This window comes from Allobosea sp. Root381 (assembly GCF_001429395.1).
In the GTDB taxonomy this organism is placed as follows: domain Bacteria; phylum Pseudomonadota; class Alphaproteobacteria; order Rhizobiales; family Beijerinckiaceae; genus Allobosea.
This window is the reverse complement of sequence record NZ_LMJT01000023.1, coordinates 243,178-260,169: the sequence shown is the minus strand read 5'-3', so window position 1 is coordinate 260,169 and position 16,992 is coordinate 243,178. Positions and strand designations below refer to the sequence as shown.

Sequence of the window (16,992 nt, the reverse complement as noted above, 5' to 3'; positions counted from 1 at the left end):
CCATCCACGTCTTCGCTGGTCGAGATCCGTGTTCAAGACGTGGATGCTCGGCTCGAGGCCGAGCATGACGGTGAGGTTCGCGCGCTGCGCTCCATCACCGCTGCCCGTCCCAGACGCTGATCTGGTCGGCACGCAGCCCGCCGACGCGCTCATGGATGCGCGCGCCCGTGGTCATCACCAGGATGAAGACCAGCTCGTCGGCCTGAGGCGAGCCGGGAACACCGATCTCGACGGCGCCGAAATGGCTGCGAACATAGCAGGCATTGATATGGGTGACGGGGATGTCGATGCGCGCCCCCGGCCCCGCCACTTTCTTGGTGGAAGGAACGATCGCCTTGGCGTTGCCGAGGATTTCGCGCATCGCGTAACCGCCCGGCACATGCCAGAGCGCGCCATGCTCGAGTTCGCCGGCTGAGCCCACGACGGCGCCCTTGCCGTATCCCTCGACCGTCTTCGGATCGCCGCCCAGCGCCTTCAGGCAGCGCGTCGCCATTTCGAGGCCTGCGCCCTTCAAGGCCTCCATCATCGGCATGATGTCGGGCTCGTAGCGGCCGGCATAAGGGTTGGTCAGCACGGCGCAGACCGAGGCGATGCGCTCGGTGCGGCCCGGCGCGGGCCCGAACTCGTGGAAGATCTCCTCCACGGAAGTCTGGATACGGCGGATATCGATGAGTCCGGTCATGGCGCGCTTCCGTCAGCCCACCGTCGGGGCGGTGTTGGCCGGCGGCGTCGAGCGGGAGCGCCCCGTCCGGACCAGCCCGTCGATTACCACCATGCCGATGCCCGGAATGTCGCCGAGCGACACAGCTTCAAGGAGATCCTTGGCGGACGAATGCTGCGGCTTGTCCAGGAAGACGAAATCGGCCGGATAGCCCTCCGCGATCAACCCGGCATCGAGTGAGCGCTTCCGGGCGACATTACCGGTCGCGAGGCAGAAGGCTTGCTCGGCCGGAAGCCCGCCGAGGCTCGCCAGCAGCGTGATCATCCGCAGCACCCCGTTGGGCTGCACGCCCGAGCCCGCGGGGGCATCGGTACCGATCAGGACATCCGCGAGGCGCCCGGCGGCGAGCGCCGCTTCCAGCGCGACCAGAGCCGATTTCTCATTGCCGTTGTGGACGACTTCCAGCGCCCCCCTCGCCTGCTCGCAGAGCACGCGGATATCGGCATGAGCGATCGAGGTCGGGCCGCCATTGATGTGGCTCACCACATCGGGCTGGGCTTCCAGCACATCGTCCTTGTTGACGAAATGCGACCCGGCGATAGACGGGCCTCCGGTATGCATGATCGTCTCGAGGCCGATCTCGCGGCACCAGGTGGTGACGCGCTTGGCATCTTGCCCCTTGGCGACGGTGCCGAGCCCGATCTCGCCGATATGGCGGATGCCAAGCGCCTTCAGCTCCTCGAAGACCTCGCGGCCGAAATCAAGCTCGGCCACGGGCGCACCGGCAATGACCTTGGCTCCCGCCGGTCGGAAGTTCTGGAAGCAGCGCTGGGCGGTGACGGCCAGCGCCTTGACGCCGATCGCATCCTTGGGCCGGCCGGGCAGATGCACCTCGCCGGCCGAGACCAGGGTGGTCACGCCGCCGTTAACGCCCATCTCGATCCAGCCAAGCTGGTTCTGGCGCGGCGTCCAGTCTCCAAAGACGGGATGGCAGTGGGAATCGATCAGGCCGGGCGAGACCGGGGAGCCCTTGGCATCGATCGTAACGTCGGCGCTGTCCAGATCGAGATCGGCGGCCCGGCCGATGGCCTTGATCCGGCCATCGACCGCAACGATCGCGTCGGCGTCGAGGATCGGCCTCGCCAGATCGCCCGAGAGTAGGAGCCCGATATTGCGGACCACCAACTTGCCCTTGGCGGGTCCCGCCGCGACGTCGTGAGCCATCTGCTTCTCCGTCTTCGAGCGGGCCTGCCCCGAGCGGCAGGACAAGCGGCGATTGAATGTGTAATAACAATCATGGACAGCGCCGCGGCGGCTGGCAAGAGGCAGGGAGCGCCCCTCCGCCGCCTGCGCGAAGACTTACCGTAAGGCGTTTGCAGAGACGATGACGAGCAGTTCCACCAGCACCGCAGAGGCCGTGAGCGGAGCCCCGACCGAAGCCATGCCGCGCCAGCGCAAGGCCGCGGGCGGGCCGAATCCCGCTGCAGCTGGCTATGTCCTCGACGAGCAGGTCGGCTTCCTGATGCGGCGGGCGCAGCAGCGTCACATCGCGATCTTCCAGCGTATCATGGGCGATGATGGGCCGACACCGACGCAGTTCGCGGCGATGGCCAAGCTCGGCGGCGGCGAGGAGATTTCACAGAACCAGCTCGGCCGGATGACGGCGATGGACCCGGCCACGATCAAGGGCGTGATCGCGCGGCTGGCCGAGCGCGGCATGGTCGAGCGGCGCCCGGACCCGGACGACCAGCGCCGCGTGCGCGTACGCCTCACGTCCAAGGGACTGGAGGCGATGCCGGCACTGATCGAGAAGGCACGGGCGATAACGGCGGCGACATTGTCGCCGCTCTCGCGCGAGGAGGCGGAGCGCCTGCTCGGGCTGCTCGGGCGCCTCGACTAAGGTAGCGCCGTTTGGGGCCGCTCGCAAAATCCGCTTGCGCCTACTTGTTTGTATACTAACAATAATCAGCGAGGTTTGAGCCGTCCTACCCGGAGGGGAGCCTGGCCATGACGCGCTATCTTCGACCGCATTCACTGGACGAGGCTGTGGGGCTGCTCGCGGCGGAGCCGGTCTCTCCTCCGTTGACGCTGCTGGCCGGAGCAACCGACATCTATCCCGTCCGCACCGCTCGTGCCGCCTGGCTCCAGCCCATCGATCGAGACGTGCTCGATCTCGGCGCTGTGCCAGAGCTCGCCGGCATCAGCCATGACCCAGGCGGCACGCGCATCGGAGCCGGCGTGACCTGGAGCGCGATCGCAAGCGCCGCGCTGCCGTCGGCCTTCGATGCGCTGAAGCAGGCGAGCCGGCAGATCGGCGGAATGCAGATCCAGAATCGCGCCACGGTTGGGGGCAATCTCTGCAACGCGTCGCCGGCTGCCGACGGTGTGCCGCCGCTGCTGGCACTGGATGCGCAGGTCGAGCTGGCGAGCCTGCGCGGCCGCAGGCGCTTCCCCCTCGCGGAGCTCGTTCTCGGCAATCGCCGTACCGTCCTTGCAGCCGATGAAATCCTGGTCGCGATCCATATCCCCGCTCAGCCCGCGCAGGCGCGCTCGGCCTTCCTCAAGCTCGGTGCGCGCAATTACCTCGTGATCTCGATCGCATCCGTCGCTGCCCTGGTCGCAACCGATGCGGAACGGCGGATCACGGCGCTCAGGATCGCGGTCGGTGCGTGCTCGGCCGCGCCGCAGCGGCTGGCCGCGCTGGAGGCAAGGCTGACAGGAGAACTCGCCGGCCCCGCATTGGCCGAGAGCGTGTCACCGGCCGATCTCGCCCCGCTCGCGCCGATCGACGACGTCCGCGCCAGCGCCGCCTATCGGCGCGAGGCCGCGCTCATCCTGGTGCGCCGGGCGCTGGCCGGGTTGCTTTCATCCACTCTGGAGGTGGCGGCGTGAACCTCCATGATCGCGCCGCCCTGCCCGCCAGCCCAGTGCGGCAGAAGGCCGTCGGCTTCCGCCTAAACGGCCGCGAGGTCCAACTCGACGTCGCTCCCGACACGCGCCTCAGCGAAGCGCTCCGCAGCGATCTCGGCGCGACCGGGACCAAGGTCGGCTGCGATGCCGGCGATTGCGGCGCCTGCACCGTCCTGATCGACCAGGCGCAGGCCTGTGCCTGTCTCGTCCCAGTCGGACAGATTGCCGGCAGCGACGTGGTTACTGTGGAAGGTCTTGGCCACGACGCGCTGGGTACCGCCCTGCAACGCTCCTTCCATTTTCACGGAGCCGCGCAATGCGGTATCTGTACGCCCGGCATGCTGATGGCGGGCTACGACCTGCTGAAGCGCAATCCGCAGCCGGGCGAGCGCGAGACACTGGATGCGCTGGGTGGCGTGCTCTGCCGCTGCACCGGCTACCTTAAGATCGTCGAGGCGGTTCGTAACGCACATCGCTTCTTGGATGGCGAAGTGGCGTTCCGCCAGCCGCCGGAGGCGGGACAGCCGGCGATCGGCGCGCGCATCGCCCGCCTCGACGGCGAGCCGAAAATCTCGGGGACGGAGATCTACGGTGCCGATGCCGCGCCCGGCGACGCTCTGTGGCTGCGCGCGCTGCGCTCGCCGCATCCGCGCGCCCGCTTCACGCTGGGCGACCTCGACGCCTTCGTCGCGGCCCGTCCGGGACTTGTGCGCATCTTCACGGCGAAAGACGTGCCCGGCGAGAATTCCTTCGGCATCTACCCGCATCTCAAGGACCAGCCGGTGTTCTCGACCGGCGAAACACGCTATCGCGGCGAATGCGCGCTCGCGATCGTCGGCGAGAAGGAGGCCGTCGAGGCCGTGCGCGCCGATGAGGTCCCGATCGCGTGGGAACCGCTGCCCCCGATGATCGGAAGCAAGGCGGCTCTCGCCGAGACCGCCTTCGCGCTGCACGACTTCGTACTTGACAATGTGCTGACCCGCGGCCGCGTCGAGCGCGGCGATGTCGAGACGGGCTTCGCGGAGGCCGCGCATGTCGCGTCAGGCGTCTTCGAAACCGGCTTCGTCGAGCACGCCTACATCGAACCCGAAGCCGGCTATGCACGGCGTATAGGCCAGACCATCGAGGTCTTCGCCTGCACCCAGGCGCCTTATATGGACCGCGACGAGGTCGCGCGTGTCATCGGGCTTCCGCTCGACGCCGTCCGCATCCTGCCCTCGGCCTGCGGCGGCGGCTTCGGCGGCAAGCTCGACGTCTCGCTGCAGCCGATGCTCGCGGTCGCGGCCTGGCTGCTCGACCGGCCGGTGCGCTGCGTCTTCGGGCGCATCGAGTCGATGGTTTCCTCGACCAAGCGCCACCCTTCCTCGATCCAGGCGAAGGCCGCCTGCGACGCAGCAGGCAAGCTCGTCGCCTATGCGATGGACGGCGATTTCGACACTGGCGCCTATTCCTCCTGGGGGCCGACGGTGGCGGGCCGCGTGCCGGTCCATGCGACGGGCCCGTACAAGGTGCCGCATGTGCGCAACCTGTCGCGGGCGATCTACACCAACGGCCCGCCCTCCGGTGCCTTTCGCGGCTTCGGCGTGCCGCAGGCGGCGATCGCGCAGGAGAGTCTGTTCGACGACCTGGCTGCGGCCTGCGGCCTTGACCGGCTGGAATTTCGCCTGCTCAACGCGATCCGCGCCGGCGACGCAACGCCTTGCGGCCAGGTCCTCCAGGCAAGCACTGGCCTGGCAGAATGCCTCGAGGCGCTGAGGCCGCATTGGCAGGATCTGCTGGCCGACGCCGCCGCGTTCAACGGCGGTGGGCGCCGGATACGGCGGGGCGTCGGCATCGGCTGCATGTGGTACGGCATCGGCAACACCGGCATGTCGAACCCCTCGACCATGCGCGTGACGCTCTCCCGCGACGGCAAGCTCACCTTCTGGAACGGCGCCGTCGACATCGGACAGGGCTCAACCACGGTGCTGACGCAGATCGCCGCCGATGCTCTGGGCCTGCCGGTCGAACAGTTCGAGCTGGTGGTCGGAGACACGGCGCGAACCGCCGACGCGGGCAAGACCTCGGCCTCCCGCCAGACCTTCGTCTCCGGCAAGGCGGCCGAGAACGCAGCCGGCGCTTTGCGATCGAAGATCCTGCGGCTGACCAATGCGGGCCCCTCGGCGAAACTGACGCTGCAAGGCACGGTCGTCCGAATCGAGGAAAACGGAGTCGGCACGACAATCGAGCTTAGTGATTTGCCGGCAAATAAAAATGGTATCGTTTTGGAGGGGATCGGGAATTTCGACCCGCCGACAGTGCCTCTCGACGAGAAGGGCCAGGGCGTGCCCTACGCGACCTATGGCTTCGCCGCGCAGATCGCCTCCCTCGATGTCGATCTCGATCTCGGCACGATCAGGCTCAACCGCATCGTCGCAGCCCATGATGTCGGCAAGGCGATCAACCCCATGCTCGTCGAGGGGCAGATCCATGGTGGCATCGCCCAGGGTATCGGGCTCGCGCTGATGGAGGAATATCTCCCCGGCCGCACCGAGAACCTGCACGATTACCTGATCCCGACCGCGGGAGACGTGCCGCCGATCGACATCATCCTGGTCGAGGACCCCGAACCGCTCGGCCCCTCCGGTGCCAAGGGCATCGGCGAGCCGGCCCTGGTGCCGACGGCACCGGCGATCCTCGGCGCGATCCGGCACGCGGCCGGCGTAACGCCGCGCCAGGTCCCGGTGCTGCCGCACCGGTTGTGGGAGTTGTTGCGCGCGAAGGACGCTGAATCTCTCCTCGGCCCTCATCCTGAGGAGGTCGCTTCGGCGGCCGTCTCGAAGGATGAGGGTTCACCTGGCAGAATGGAAAACGCCGCCCTCGCCAAACGCTCGCGCCAGTTCGGCGTCGCCGAGGGCGAGGACGGCATCCTGCGCTGCGACGCCTGTCCCGTGCTCTGCCGCATCCGGCCCGGCCGCGCCGGCGCCTGCTCGCGCTATGCCAACGAAGACGGCCTGCTGATCAGGACCGATCCGGTCGTATTGCTCGCGGAGGCAGTGGCCGAAGGCGAGCCTGTCGTGCCCTTCGCCGGGAACGCCGAGGATTGGGACGGCAGCGCGCTGCCGGCGAACCGCATCTTCGTCACCGGCATTGGCGCGGGCACGACCTATCCCGACTACAAGCCGGCGCCCTTCATCGTTTCGTCGCAGCATGAGGGCGTCGATACGGTCACCGTGGTCACCGAGGGAATCTTCTCCTATTGCGGCGTCAAGGTGAAGATCGACACCGATCGCCATCTCGGCCCCGAGACCGCTGCCGTCAGGGCGAACGGCGAGCAGGTCGGCCATGTCACGACGGCTGAATACGGTTCGCAGATGCTTTCCATCGGCGGCGTGCGCCACCTCACCGGCGGCTCGAAGAAGGAAGGCAACACGACCTGCGAGACCATGCTGAAGCTCTGTAATGGCGAGCCGATCGAGCTGACGATCGACGGCGGCCATGGCGTCGTCGTGCAGGCGGGCCGCGCGCCCGTCGTGGACGGCAACCCGGAGAAGCGTATGAGGGTCGGCTGCGGCTCGGCCACGATCGGCATCTTCGCCAAGCAGTGGCAAGGCCATGTCGACGAGGTCATCGTCGTCGACGACCACATCACCGGCGTGCTGACCGAACATCAGGCCGGCCGCGTGCTCGACATGCGCCCCGCCGGTATCCGCGTGCGCGGGCGCAAATCGACGCCGGGCCGCTATTTCCAGGTCGCCGAGCCCGGCCTCGGCTGGGGCGGCACCGACATCACCGAGCCGCTCTCGATCATCCAGAAGATCGACCCTGCGCTGGCCTGGCCCGGCATGCGGCTTTTGATGACCTCCACGACCGGCGAGGATTCGCTCTACTGCGTGCTCGACGAGAACCTCGTCCCGGTCGAAGCCGAAATGCCCGGCGCCGTGCGGAAGGTGGTCGAGCGCATCGGCGAGAACTGCGAGCCGTCGCTCTGCACCGTGCTGTTCATGGCCGGTGCCGGCGGCTCGCTGCGCGCGGGCGTGACCGAGAATCCGGTACAGCTGACGCGTTCCGTACAATCGGGCACGACACGGGTCACGATGGGCGGCGCGCCGGTCCATCTCTGGCCGGGCGGTGGCATCACCGTGATGGTCGATGTGCTGCGCATGCCGAAGAATGCCTTCGGCTACGTGCCGACGCCGGCGATCGTCGCGCCGATCGAGTTCACCCTGCCGCGCGCGCTCTATCTCGCAGCCGGCGGCCATGCGGCGGAGATCGTCCCGGTCGAGGACGTGGTGCGCGACCATGGCGGGCAGGCGCGGATCGAGAGAGCAGAGGCCGAAAACCCTTGGCCGTTTTGGCGGGAAGCCGGGTAGGGGCGACACATCTCTCGCCGTCGTTCCGGGCACGGCGAAGCGGAAATCCGAAATCCACCGGAGGGCCGATCCTTTCCAACGGATTTGGCTCTACGATGGAGTCCGGATCGGCGCCGCTTCGTAGCTTGACGACGGGTTTCACGAGAGAGCGATGAAAACGCACCGCATCGCCCGTCTTCCCGGCAACCGGCTGCATCTGCAGGAAGGGCCGAGCGATCTCGTGATCGCGGCCTTCGGCGGCCCATCCGAGATCGAGCGAGCCTATGCCGCTGCGGAGGACGCGTTCGAGGGATTGCTGGCGGAACTCGCCGGAGAATTGCGCACGCTGCGCCAGCCACTGGCAGCCCAGCCGCCTGCCCTGAAAGGCGCGACGGCGCAGCGCATGGCGCGCGCCTGCTGGGCTTTTCGCGCCCAGTACATCACCCCGATGGCAGCGGTCGCAGGCGCCGTAGCCGACACCGTCATGACCGCGATGCTGGCACGCGCGCCCCGGCTGGAACGGGCCTATGTCAACAATGGCGGGGACATCGCGGTCCATCTCACGGCACGGCATCCGCTCGATATCGGCGTCGTGCCGTCGCTTGCGCGTGCACGCCCGGAAGGCTTCATCCGCCTCGACGTGTCGCAGCATGTGCGCGGGATCGCGACCAGCGGCTGGCGCGGCCGGTCCTTCTCGCGGGGCATAGCCGATGCCGTCACGGTGCTGGCGCGCAGCGCTGCCGAAGCGGATGCCGCGGCGACCGTCATTGCCAATGCGACGAATGTGCAGGATGCGTCGATACGGCGCCGGCCGGCGCGCGAGCTCGATCCCGACAGCGATCTCCGGGACCTGCTGGTCACGGTGGATGTCGGGTCCCTGCCCCCGGAGGCGATCGCAGCAGCATTGGCCGCGGGGGTGCGCACGGCCGAGGGGCTGCTGCGCGACGGCCTGATCGAGGGCGCCCTGGTGGCGCTGGCCGGCGAATGGCGCAGCGTCGGCGGCGTCGGCAGCACCCCGGCATTGCGAACGTAGCGAAGCAGTCCAGAACGGCTAGTTCCATTTGCAGCGATGCGGAAACATCTGCGGTTCTCGCGCGTCAGCCTGAATGCAAAGTGTTCCGAGATTGCTTCGCTACGTTCGCCATGACGATGCGCGGGTCACACCGAAAGATACTGAGTCCGGATCGCCTCGTTCGCCTTGAGCTCGTCCATCGTCCCGGTGAAACGGATGACACCCTTTTCGATGATGGCGGCGCGGTCAGCGACATTGCCGGCGAAATGCAGGTTCTGCTCCGAGATCAGTACGGTCAGCCCCTCGCTCTTCAGTGCCAGGATCGTCTTCGCCATCTCCTCGACGATGACTGGCGCAAGCCCCTCCGAGGGTTCGTCGAGGAGGACGAGCTTCGGATTTCCCATCAAGGTGCGGGCGATGGTCAGCATCTGCTGCTCGCCCCCCGACATCGCCCCGCCGGCCCGGTCGCGCATGCGGCCGAGATTGGGAAAGAGCGCGAACAGCCGTTCCGGCGTCCAGTGCGGCGCATCGGCCCGTGCCGGGCGCTGGGCCACGGAGAGATTCTCCATGACGCTGAGTTCGGAGAAGACGCGCCGGTCCTCCGGCACGTAACCGACGCCCAGCCGCGCGATCTCGAAGGGCTCGCGGCCATCGAGGCGCTGCCCCTCGAAGCTGACGGTTCCGCCGGCCGGCGGCACGAGGCCCATGATGGCCTTCATGGTCGTCGACTTGCCCGCGCCGTTGCGGCCCATCAGCGCCAGCACCTCGCCACGGTTCATCGCGAAGCTGACACCCTGAAGGATATGGGCGCGACCATAATAGGCGTCGAGCGCCGCGACCTCGAGCATCGGCCCCATCTCAATGCCCTCCCGAGGTCGTGCCGGAACCCAGATAGACGGCACGGACATTCGGGTCGCGGCGCACCTCTTCGGCCGTTCCATGCGCGATCAGGCGGCCGCGATCGAGCACGATGACGCTGTCGGAATGGGTAAAGACGACGTCCATGTCATGCTCGGTGAAGAGTACCGCGATGCCCCGGGCAGTGGCGATACCGGCTGTCAGGGCCATCAACTCGATGCGTTCGCGCGGCGCCATGCCCGCCGTGGGCTCGTCCATCAGCAGCAGCTTGGGGTCGTTGGCGAGCGCGACCGCGAGCTCGACCCGTTTCAGGTCGCCATAGGCGAGCACGCCACAGGCGCGCTCCGCCTGCTCAGCCATGCCGACCTGGGCGAGCAGCGCGTCGGCCGCCTCGCGATGGCAGTCGCGCGCCCTGCCGAAGGGCCGCCAGATCTCGCCGGCATGGGAGATCAGCGCCATCTGCACGTTCTCGCGCACAGTCATCGAGGTGAAGGTCGCGGTGATCTGGAAGGTACGGCCGACGCCCATGCGCCATACTGTGCGGGGCTTAAGCCCGGTGATCGGCTGCCCCGCGAGCAGCACCGTGCCGCCATCGGGCCTGAGCTGGCCGTTCAGCATGTTGAAGCAGGTGGTCTTGCCGGCGCCGTTCGGGCCGATCAGCGCGAGCATCTGGCCGGGCAGGACCGAGAAGCTGACACCGTCGACCGCGCGCAGGCCGCCGAAGGATTTGGCGAGGTCCCGTACGACGAGGATCGGCTCGGCCGCGCTCATCGGCTGGCCTCGGCCAGCGCGGCGGCGGGTTTTTCCCTGCGGCGCCGGCGCTCGCGCAGCATCAGCGCTGTTCCCACCAGCCCGCGCGGGAACAACACGACGAGCACCACGATCGAAAGCCCGAGCACGAAGCGCCAGTACATCGTCGCCTTCATCAACTGCTCGTGGAGACCGGCATAGGCGAAGGCACCGACGATCGGGCCGGCAACGGTCTGGACGCCGCCGAGCAGCACCATCAGAAGCGCATCGACCGAGCGCGGGATCGCCATATAGGTCGGGAAGACGGAGCCCTTGAAGAAGGCGAAGAGCGCCCCCGCCATGCCCGCACAGAAGGCCGCGACGACGAAAGCAACCCATTGCAGGCGGACGACGTCGAGCCCGATCGCCTCTGCCCGCAGGGCATTGTCACGGCCGGCCCGCAGGCCATAGCCGAAGGGAGAGAAGATGGTGAGACGCAGCAGCAGGACCGCACCGGCGCAGATCGTCAGCGAGAGATAGTAATAGGCGGCCTTCGACGCGGCCCAGGCGGAGGGCCAGACGCCCAGGATGCCGTTGTCGCCGCCGGTGAGATCGACCGACTGGAAGGCCGTCGCCCAGGCTATCTGCGCGAAGGCCAGCGTCAGCATTGCCAGATAGACACCCGAGAGCCGGACGCAGAACCAGCCGAATACGACGCCGGCGATGCCCGCCAGGAACGGCGCCATCAACAGCGCCGGCTCCATCGGCGCTCCCAGCCATTTCACGGCCAGCGCCGCGCCATAGGCGCCGAGGCCGAAATAGGCTGCGTGGCCGAAGGAGACCATGCCGCCCGGCCCCATCATGAAATGCAGCGACGCCGCGAAGAGCGCGAAGATGACGAGCTCGGTCAGCGTCAGCAGGATGTGGTCGGGCGTCACCAGGGGCGCGAGCGCCAGGATCAGCAGGGCGATGAGGCCGGCGATCTTGGTCGCTCCATCGGCCGGCAGCATCAGCGGCGCGGCCGGGCCATGGCTGCGTGCATGGCCGACCGGGGCCTTCCCCATCAAGCCGTAGGGCTTGACCACGAGCACCACGGCCATGACCAGGAAGACCAGCACCAGCGTGATCTTGGGGAAGATCAGGATGCCGAAGGCATGCAGGATGCCGATCAGGATCGCGGCGAGATAGGCGCCGGTGACGCTGCCGAGCCCGCCAACGACCACGACCACGAAGGCCTCCGAGATCATGGCGAGGTCCATGTGCAGCGTCACCGCTTCGCGCGGCAGCTGGAGCGCACCACCGAGCCCCGCCAGCATCGAGCCGAAGGCGAAGACGGAGGTGAAGAGCAGACGCTGGTTGACGCCGAGCGCGCCGACCATCTCGCGATCCTGCGTCGCAGCCCTGACAAGCGTGCCCCAGCGCGTCTTCTGAAACAAAAGCCAGAGGATCAGCAGGACGATCGGCCCGATGGCGATCAGGAACAGCTCATAGGTCGGGAAGCGGTTGCCGAAGATGACGACGAAACTCTTGAAGCCCGGCGCACGCGGCCCGAGCTTGTCCTCCGCGCCCCAGACGCCAAGCGCGATGTCCTGGATCATCAGCACCACGCCGAAGGTCGCGAGCAGCTGGAACAGCTCCGGCGCCTGGTAGATCCGGCGCAGGATCAGCACCTCGATGACGACGCCGACCAGACCGGTGAGTGCCGCGGCCAGCAGCACGCCGCCCCAGAAGCCCAGCGCATCCGCGGGCCCGAAATGCGTCACCAGCGTCCAGGCCAGATAGGCGCCGAGCATGTAGAGCGAGCCATGGGCGAAGTTCACGATGCGCGTGACGCCGAAGATGATCGAGAGTCCCGACGCGACCAGGAACAGCGAGGAAGCCGAGGCCAGCCCGTTCAGCGTCTGCGTGAGGATGAGATCGATCATGCGGCTATGGGTCTCGCAACCTCTGGGCGCACCATCTCGTCATTCCGGGCGACCGACAGGCCGAACCCGGAACCCACGATCGGGCGCAAGCATCTTGAACAGCGGAGGAAGACCTTATCCCGCCGGACGCATCGCCTTCGCCTCGGCGTCGCTCGGCAGGTAGTTGGCGCCATCGGCATAGCGCCAGTCGATCATGACGCCCTTGCCACCCTTGACCGCCGTCTTGCCGACATAGGCGCCCATCGTCGACTGGTGGTCGGAAGCGCGATAGGTGATCGGCCCGAAGAGCCCGGGGAAGCTAAGCCCCTTGAAGGCCGCGATCAGCTTGTCGTTCTCGACTGCGCCGGCCTTGGCGATCGCAGCCCTGATCGACTGCACGGTGTCGTAGCCGACGACGGAGCCCAGGCGCGGATAATCGTTGTACTTGGCCTTGTAGGCCTCGACGAACTTGACGTGCTCCGGCGTCGTGATCTCGGCATGCGGATAGCCGGTGACGATCCAGCCAACCGGCGTCTCCGCCCCGAGCGGATCGAGATATTCCGGTTCTCCGGTCAGCATGGAAACGACGGTCCGCCCCTCGAACAGGCCGCGCGTATTGCCCTGGCGGACGAAGTTGGTGAGGTCGCCGGCGAAGGTAACGTTGAAGATCGCGTCGGGCTTGGAGGCCTCGAGCGCCTGCACCGTCGCGCCGGCATCGATGCGGCCGAGCGCCGGGAACTGTTCGGCGACGAACTCGACATCGGGCTTGGCCCGCTTGAGCAGCTCCTTGAACCACTTCACCGCCGACTGGCCGTATTCGTAGTTCGGGGCGACGATCGCCCATTTCTTCGCGGGCAGCTTTGCCGCCTCCTCGACCAGCATCGCCGCCTGCATGTAGGTCGAGCAGCGCAGGCGGAAGGTGTAGGGGTTGCCCTTGGCCCAGACGAGCGCGTCCGAAAGCGGCTCGGAGGCAAGATAGAGCCGCTTGTTCTGGGCGGCGAAGTCGGCGATGGCGAGCCCGACATTGGAGAGGAATCCGCCTGCGACGATGTCGACCTTCTCCGCGTTGACGAGGTCGCCGGCATGGCGCACGGCATCCTCCGGCTTGCCGCCATCGTCTCGGAACACGGTTTCAAGCTTGCGGCCGAGCACGCCGCCGGCGGCGTTGGCCTGCTCGATCGCCAGCTCCCAGGCCTGGCGATAGGGCTTCAGGAAGGCGGGCTGGGCGGTGTAGCTGTTGATCTCGCCGATCCTGATGGCCGCGCCTTGCGCGCGCAGCACCGAGGGGGCGGCCAATACGGTGGCGCCAGCCGAAGCGGCGGCCAGAAAACTCCGACGGTCGATCGTCATCGCGGTTCCCCATGTCTGGCCCGGTGGCGGGTGCCCCAGCGCTCTTTGACAGATGTCGCATGCCGACAGCATGGCGTCAGCCCGCAAACTCATTTGTATGCCTACGAATTTGAATAGGGCCAAACTGGCTGTCAACGCTTAATCGGCAGCGGGAGCCCGGCGGCGGCGGCACCGGTTCCTGCCGTTGAGATTGCCCGGGAATGGGTGGCGCGAAGCCTTTGGGCAGCCTGCTTGAAAATTAGGACAATGATGCTGCCCTTTTACCCTTGTGAAGCGGCCCCCCCGCCCCTATGTAGAGTGCACCGCAGCAGCGATGCTGCGTCGCCCTCCTTGGGCGTTTCCTCCCTAGACTTGGGCCGCCTCGTGCGGCCCTTTTTTTTGCCTTTCGGGAGGGGGGAGCGCATCTCGCGCCCCTCGAAATGATGTGCCCTTCCGGCCAGCCACTGCCGCCGCAGATCAGGATCCGAGGGCACGCCGGGAGCGGGCGATTTCATGATCTTGCGCCCGGCCCGGGGCGATAGGTGGCATGGCCGCTCGCATTCTGCCGAGACGGCTGCGCAGAGCCGAGCCGCTCCGCGCAAGCGATGCCTCAGCGTGAAAACCTGACCGGCACGGCGAGCGCGATCGTACCGCCACCCAGCCCCGCTGGCGGGGCCGGAACAGGGCTCGCGCGCCGGATCATCGCGACGGCTTCCTCATCCAGCGCCGGGCTGCCCGAGCCGCTGAGAAGCCGGGCAGACAGCACGCGCCCGGAACGGTCGATGCTGAACGCGACCTGGACGGTGCCGGGGTTGGCGCCGCTCGGGAAGCGCTTGTAGCGATTGAGATGAGCGAGCAGCGTGCCGCGCCAGCTCGCAGGCGAGACCGACGGCGCCGACGATGCGCCATGCGTCGGAGCCGCCGCGTTCGGAGCCGCCTGGGCCTGCGCCGTGGGCGCCGTCGTGCGTTCGGCCTGCGGCTTTTCCGGATTGATCGGCTTGCGCCGCTCGACGACCCTCTTCTTCGGTGGCGGCTTGCGCTCGACCACCTTCGGACGTGGCGGAGGCGGAGGCGGCGAAAGGATCGCTGCGGCATCGGGAAGCGGCGGCAGCTCCGGGATCTTGATCTCGGGCTCTGGCTGCACGACGGGCTGCGGCTCCTCGATCGGCGGAGGCTCGATCGGCGGCGGCTCGACGACGGGCTCGGGCGGCGGCGGCTCGGGCTCGGGCTCCGGCGGCTTCTCGATCACGGGTTCCGGCTGCGGCTCGGGCTGGGCCTCGACCATTTCAGGGCCCGGCGCGACCTCCTGGGGTGGCGCTTCCGGCGCGACCGCTACCGGGGCTAGCTCGATCATCACCGCCGCCGGAGGGGCTCCCATCGCAGCTTCGGCGCGCTGCCAGGTCGCGATCATCCAACCGGCTGCGCCATGCGCTCCGGCGACGATGAGGCCGGCGAGCGCCCAGCGCGCGGCGGCCGGCCAGAACCTGGAGCCGATACTGTCGGAACGGCCGGCCAGCTTCGTGAGCGCGCTCATGGCTGAGGCGCTCCGCCGGCCGGCGCAGCCTGCGCGGCGCCCTGCCCCGTATCCTCGAGTCCGACCAGCCCGATCTTGAGGTAGCCGGCCTGCCTGAGCAGGTTCATCACCTCCATCAGTTCGCGATAGGCCACGGCGCCGTCGGCCCGCAGGAAGACCCGTTGTTCACGGTCGCTGTTGGTCTGGCGGTCGAGCATGGCGCCGAGCATTTCGCGCGGCACGCCGTCATTGCCGAGCGACAGCGTGAGATCGCCCTTGACGGTGACGAAGATCGGCGCCTCCGGCCGCGGCTGCGGCTGCGCATTCGAGACCGGAAGATCGACCGCGACGTCCACCGTCGAGAGCGGCGCCGCGACCATGAAGATGATCAGCAGCACCAGGATGACGTCGATGAAGGGCGTGACATTGATGTCGCTGACCTCGCCGAGGTCGCCGTCCTGGGATTCCTTGAGCGAAATGGCCATGGCTCACTCCGCCGGCATGCGCGGCATGGCGGGCGCAGGCTGGACCGCCTGCAGCGGCGCGCGGGAGAGCGCCGGAGCCGGGACCGGCCCGCGGTGCCGGCGCTCCAGATCGCGCGAGAGATGCTGCAGGATCTCGCCCGAGGCATCCGACAACGTCGCGCGATAGCCCGTGATGGAGCGGGCGAAGACGTTGTAGATGATCACAGCCGGAATCGCCGCCACGAGGCCGATCGCGGTGGCGAGCAGCGCCTCGGCGATGCCTGGCGCCACGACCGCGAGATTGGTCGTCTTGGCCTGGCTGATGCCGATGAACGAATTCATGATCCCCCAGACGGTGCCGAAAAGGCCGACGAACGGCGCCGTCGAGCCGATCGTTGCGAGAAGGCCGGTGCCGCGCGCCATCGAGCGGCCGGCCCTCGCCTCGATCCGCGACAGCGCGATGGCGACGCGCTCCTTGATGCCGTCCTCGCCAAGGTCGGTCGAACGGCGGGTCTCGTCCAACGCCGCGCCGAGCAGCGTCCCCACTGCGCCGCGCATCCGCCCGCCCTTGCCGGCGACGGCGCCGGCCGCGTCCTGCAGGCTTCCGGCCTCTTCGAGCCGGCGCACAGCGCGCCGCGCCGAGGCCTTGGCGGCCGCCAGTTCGAGCGCCTTGGCGAGCCAGATCGTCCAGGTCACCAGCGAGGCGAAGGCCAGCCCCACCATCACCGCCTTCACGACGATATCGGCGGCCATGAACATGCCCCAGGGGGACAGGTCGTGCGGCAGCGCGGGCAGCGCCGCCGGCTGCACTGCGACAGGTGTCGGAATTCCCGACGGAACCGCCGCCGGATGGGCTGCGGTCGGCGGCGCAATGCCGAATTGCGGCGGAACGGACGGCAGGGCGGTCGCGGGAGCAGCCGTCTCCGCAGTGGGAGCCGCGGCCGCAGGTGCCGCGGGCACCGCCGGAGCAGGCGCAGGAGCGGCCGCGGGCGCAGATGACTGCGGCTGGGACTGCGGCTCCTGCCCATGCGCGGGCACGAAGTCGCCTGCAGCGACCGCCAGTGCCAGGAGAACGCCGCCGAGCGCGTGGCGCGCAGTGCGGGTCCGCGGCTCGCATCCCGTCCCCGTCCGCTGACGCAGCGCGACAGAGACGACGCGCGAGAGCCTGAAGGCCGTCATTAGTTCTTCCTTGGAATAATTAAAAAACGCTTTACAACCAAACAGTTGCGTGGCGCTAGCCCTCTTCCAACCGCTCCGGCGTGTCAACCCTTCGGCCTGTCG

Annotated in this window: 13 protein-coding genes and 1 pseudogene; 5 read left to right on the top strand and 9 right to left on the bottom strand. The window is 68.1% G+C overall.

The features are described 5' to 3' along the window. Positions 1–94 precede the first annotated feature (94 nt). Both ASE63_RS18370 and ASE63_RS18365 read right to left on the bottom strand, forming a co-directional pair. Positions 95–682, bottom strand: coding sequence for an amino acid synthesis family protein (locus ASE63_RS18370; RefSeq protein WP_056804462.1), 588 nt, complete (start codon positions 680–682; stop codon positions 95–97). A 12-nt stretch (positions 683–694) separates the two neighbouring features. Beyond that, positions 695–1,885, bottom strand: coding sequence for an amidohydrolase family protein (locus ASE63_RS18365; RefSeq protein WP_056804613.1), 1,191 nt, complete (start codon positions 1,883–1,885; stop codon positions 695–697). A 160-nt stretch (positions 1,886–2,045) separates the two neighbouring features. On the opposite strand from ASE63_RS18365, the gene ASE63_RS18360 reads away from it, so the two are divergent. The 5 genes and pseudogenes from ASE63_RS18360 (at position 2,046) to ASE63_RS18345 (ending at position 8,935) form a co-directional block, all read left to right on the top strand. Further along, positions 2,046–2,561 (top strand): MarR family transcriptional regulator, encoded by a 516-nt coding sequence (locus ASE63_RS18360; RefSeq protein WP_244491445.1) that lies wholly within the window; start codon positions 2,046–2,048, stop codon positions 2,559–2,561. 107 nt (positions 2,562–2,668) lie between these two features. After that, on the top strand, positions 2,669–3,553 hold the full coding sequence (locus ASE63_RS18355) for an FAD binding domain-containing protein (RefSeq protein WP_056804459.1): 885 nt from the start codon (positions 2,669–2,671) through the stop codon (positions 3,551–3,553). Further along, a pseudogene (locus ASE63_RS18350) lies at positions 3,550–6,135 on the top strand (molybdopterin cofactor-binding domain-containing protein); the annotation flags it as partial. The gene ASE63_RS18355 and the pseudogene ASE63_RS18350, both read left to right, overlap by 4 nt. A gap of 279 nt (positions 6,136–6,414) precedes the next feature. Continuing rightward, the gene (locus ASE63_RS26765) at positions 6,415–7,923 is read left to right on the top strand and encodes a 6-hydroxynicotinate reductase (RefSeq protein ID WP_082610091.1); all 1,509 of its coding nucleotides are present in this window, start codon (positions 6,415–6,417) and stop codon (positions 7,921–7,923) included. 151 nt (positions 7,924–8,074) lie between these two features. Then, positions 8,075–8,935 (top strand): UPF0280 family protein, encoded by an 861-nt coding sequence (locus tag ASE63_RS18345; RefSeq protein WP_056804455.1) that lies wholly within the window; start codon positions 8,075–8,077, stop codon positions 8,933–8,935. 125 nt (positions 8,936–9,060) lie between these two features. Here ASE63_RS18345 and ASE63_RS18340 read toward each other — a convergent pair whose 3' ends face one another. The 7 genes from ASE63_RS18340 to exbB all read right to left on the bottom strand — a co-directional run bounded on the left by ASE63_RS18340 (position 9,061) and on the right by exbB (position 16,890). Then, positions 9,061–9,771 carry an ABC transporter ATP-binding protein gene (locus ASE63_RS18340; protein WP_056804452.1) on the bottom strand — a complete coding sequence of 237 codons (711 nt, stop codon included), beginning with the start codon at positions 9,769–9,771 and terminating at the stop codon, positions 9,061–9,063. A 1-nt stretch (position 9,772) separates the two neighbouring features. Then, positions 9,773–10,543, bottom strand: a complete 771-nt coding sequence (locus ASE63_RS18335; protein WP_056804450.1) for an ABC transporter ATP-binding protein — start codon at positions 10,541–10,543, stop codon at positions 9,773–9,775. Continuing rightward, positions 10,540–12,426, bottom strand: a complete 1,887-nt coding sequence (locus ASE63_RS18330; protein WP_056804447.1) for an ABC transporter permease — start codon at positions 12,424–12,426, stop codon at positions 10,540–10,542. Before ASE63_RS18330 ends, ASE63_RS18335 begins: the two co-directional genes overlap by 4 nt. A 114-nt stretch (positions 12,427–12,540) precedes the next feature. Further along, a complete protein-coding gene (locus ASE63_RS18325; RefSeq protein WP_056804444.1) occupies positions 12,541–13,755 on the bottom strand; it encodes an ABC transporter substrate-binding protein in 1,215 nt (404 codons plus the stop codon). Positions 13,756–14,344: 589 nt separating this feature from the next. Next, positions 14,345–15,268: an energy transducer TonB gene (locus ASE63_RS18320; protein WP_082610079.1), complete on the bottom strand. Its 924-nt coding sequence runs from the start codon at positions 15,266–15,268 to the stop codon at positions 14,345–14,347. After that, the gene (exbD, locus tag ASE63_RS18315) at positions 15,265–15,732 is read right to left on the bottom strand and encodes a TonB system transport protein ExbD (RefSeq protein ID WP_056804441.1); all 468 of its coding nucleotides are present in this window, start codon (positions 15,730–15,732) and stop codon (positions 15,265–15,267) included. Before exbD ends, ASE63_RS18320 begins: the two co-directional genes overlap by 4 nt. Positions 15,733–15,735: 3 nt before the next feature. Beyond that, entirely contained in the window at positions 15,736–16,890 is a 1,155-nt protein-coding gene (exbB, locus tag ASE63_RS18310; RefSeq protein ID WP_082610078.1) for a tonB-system energizer ExbB, read from the bottom strand. Positions 16,891–16,992 lie beyond the last annotated feature (102 nt).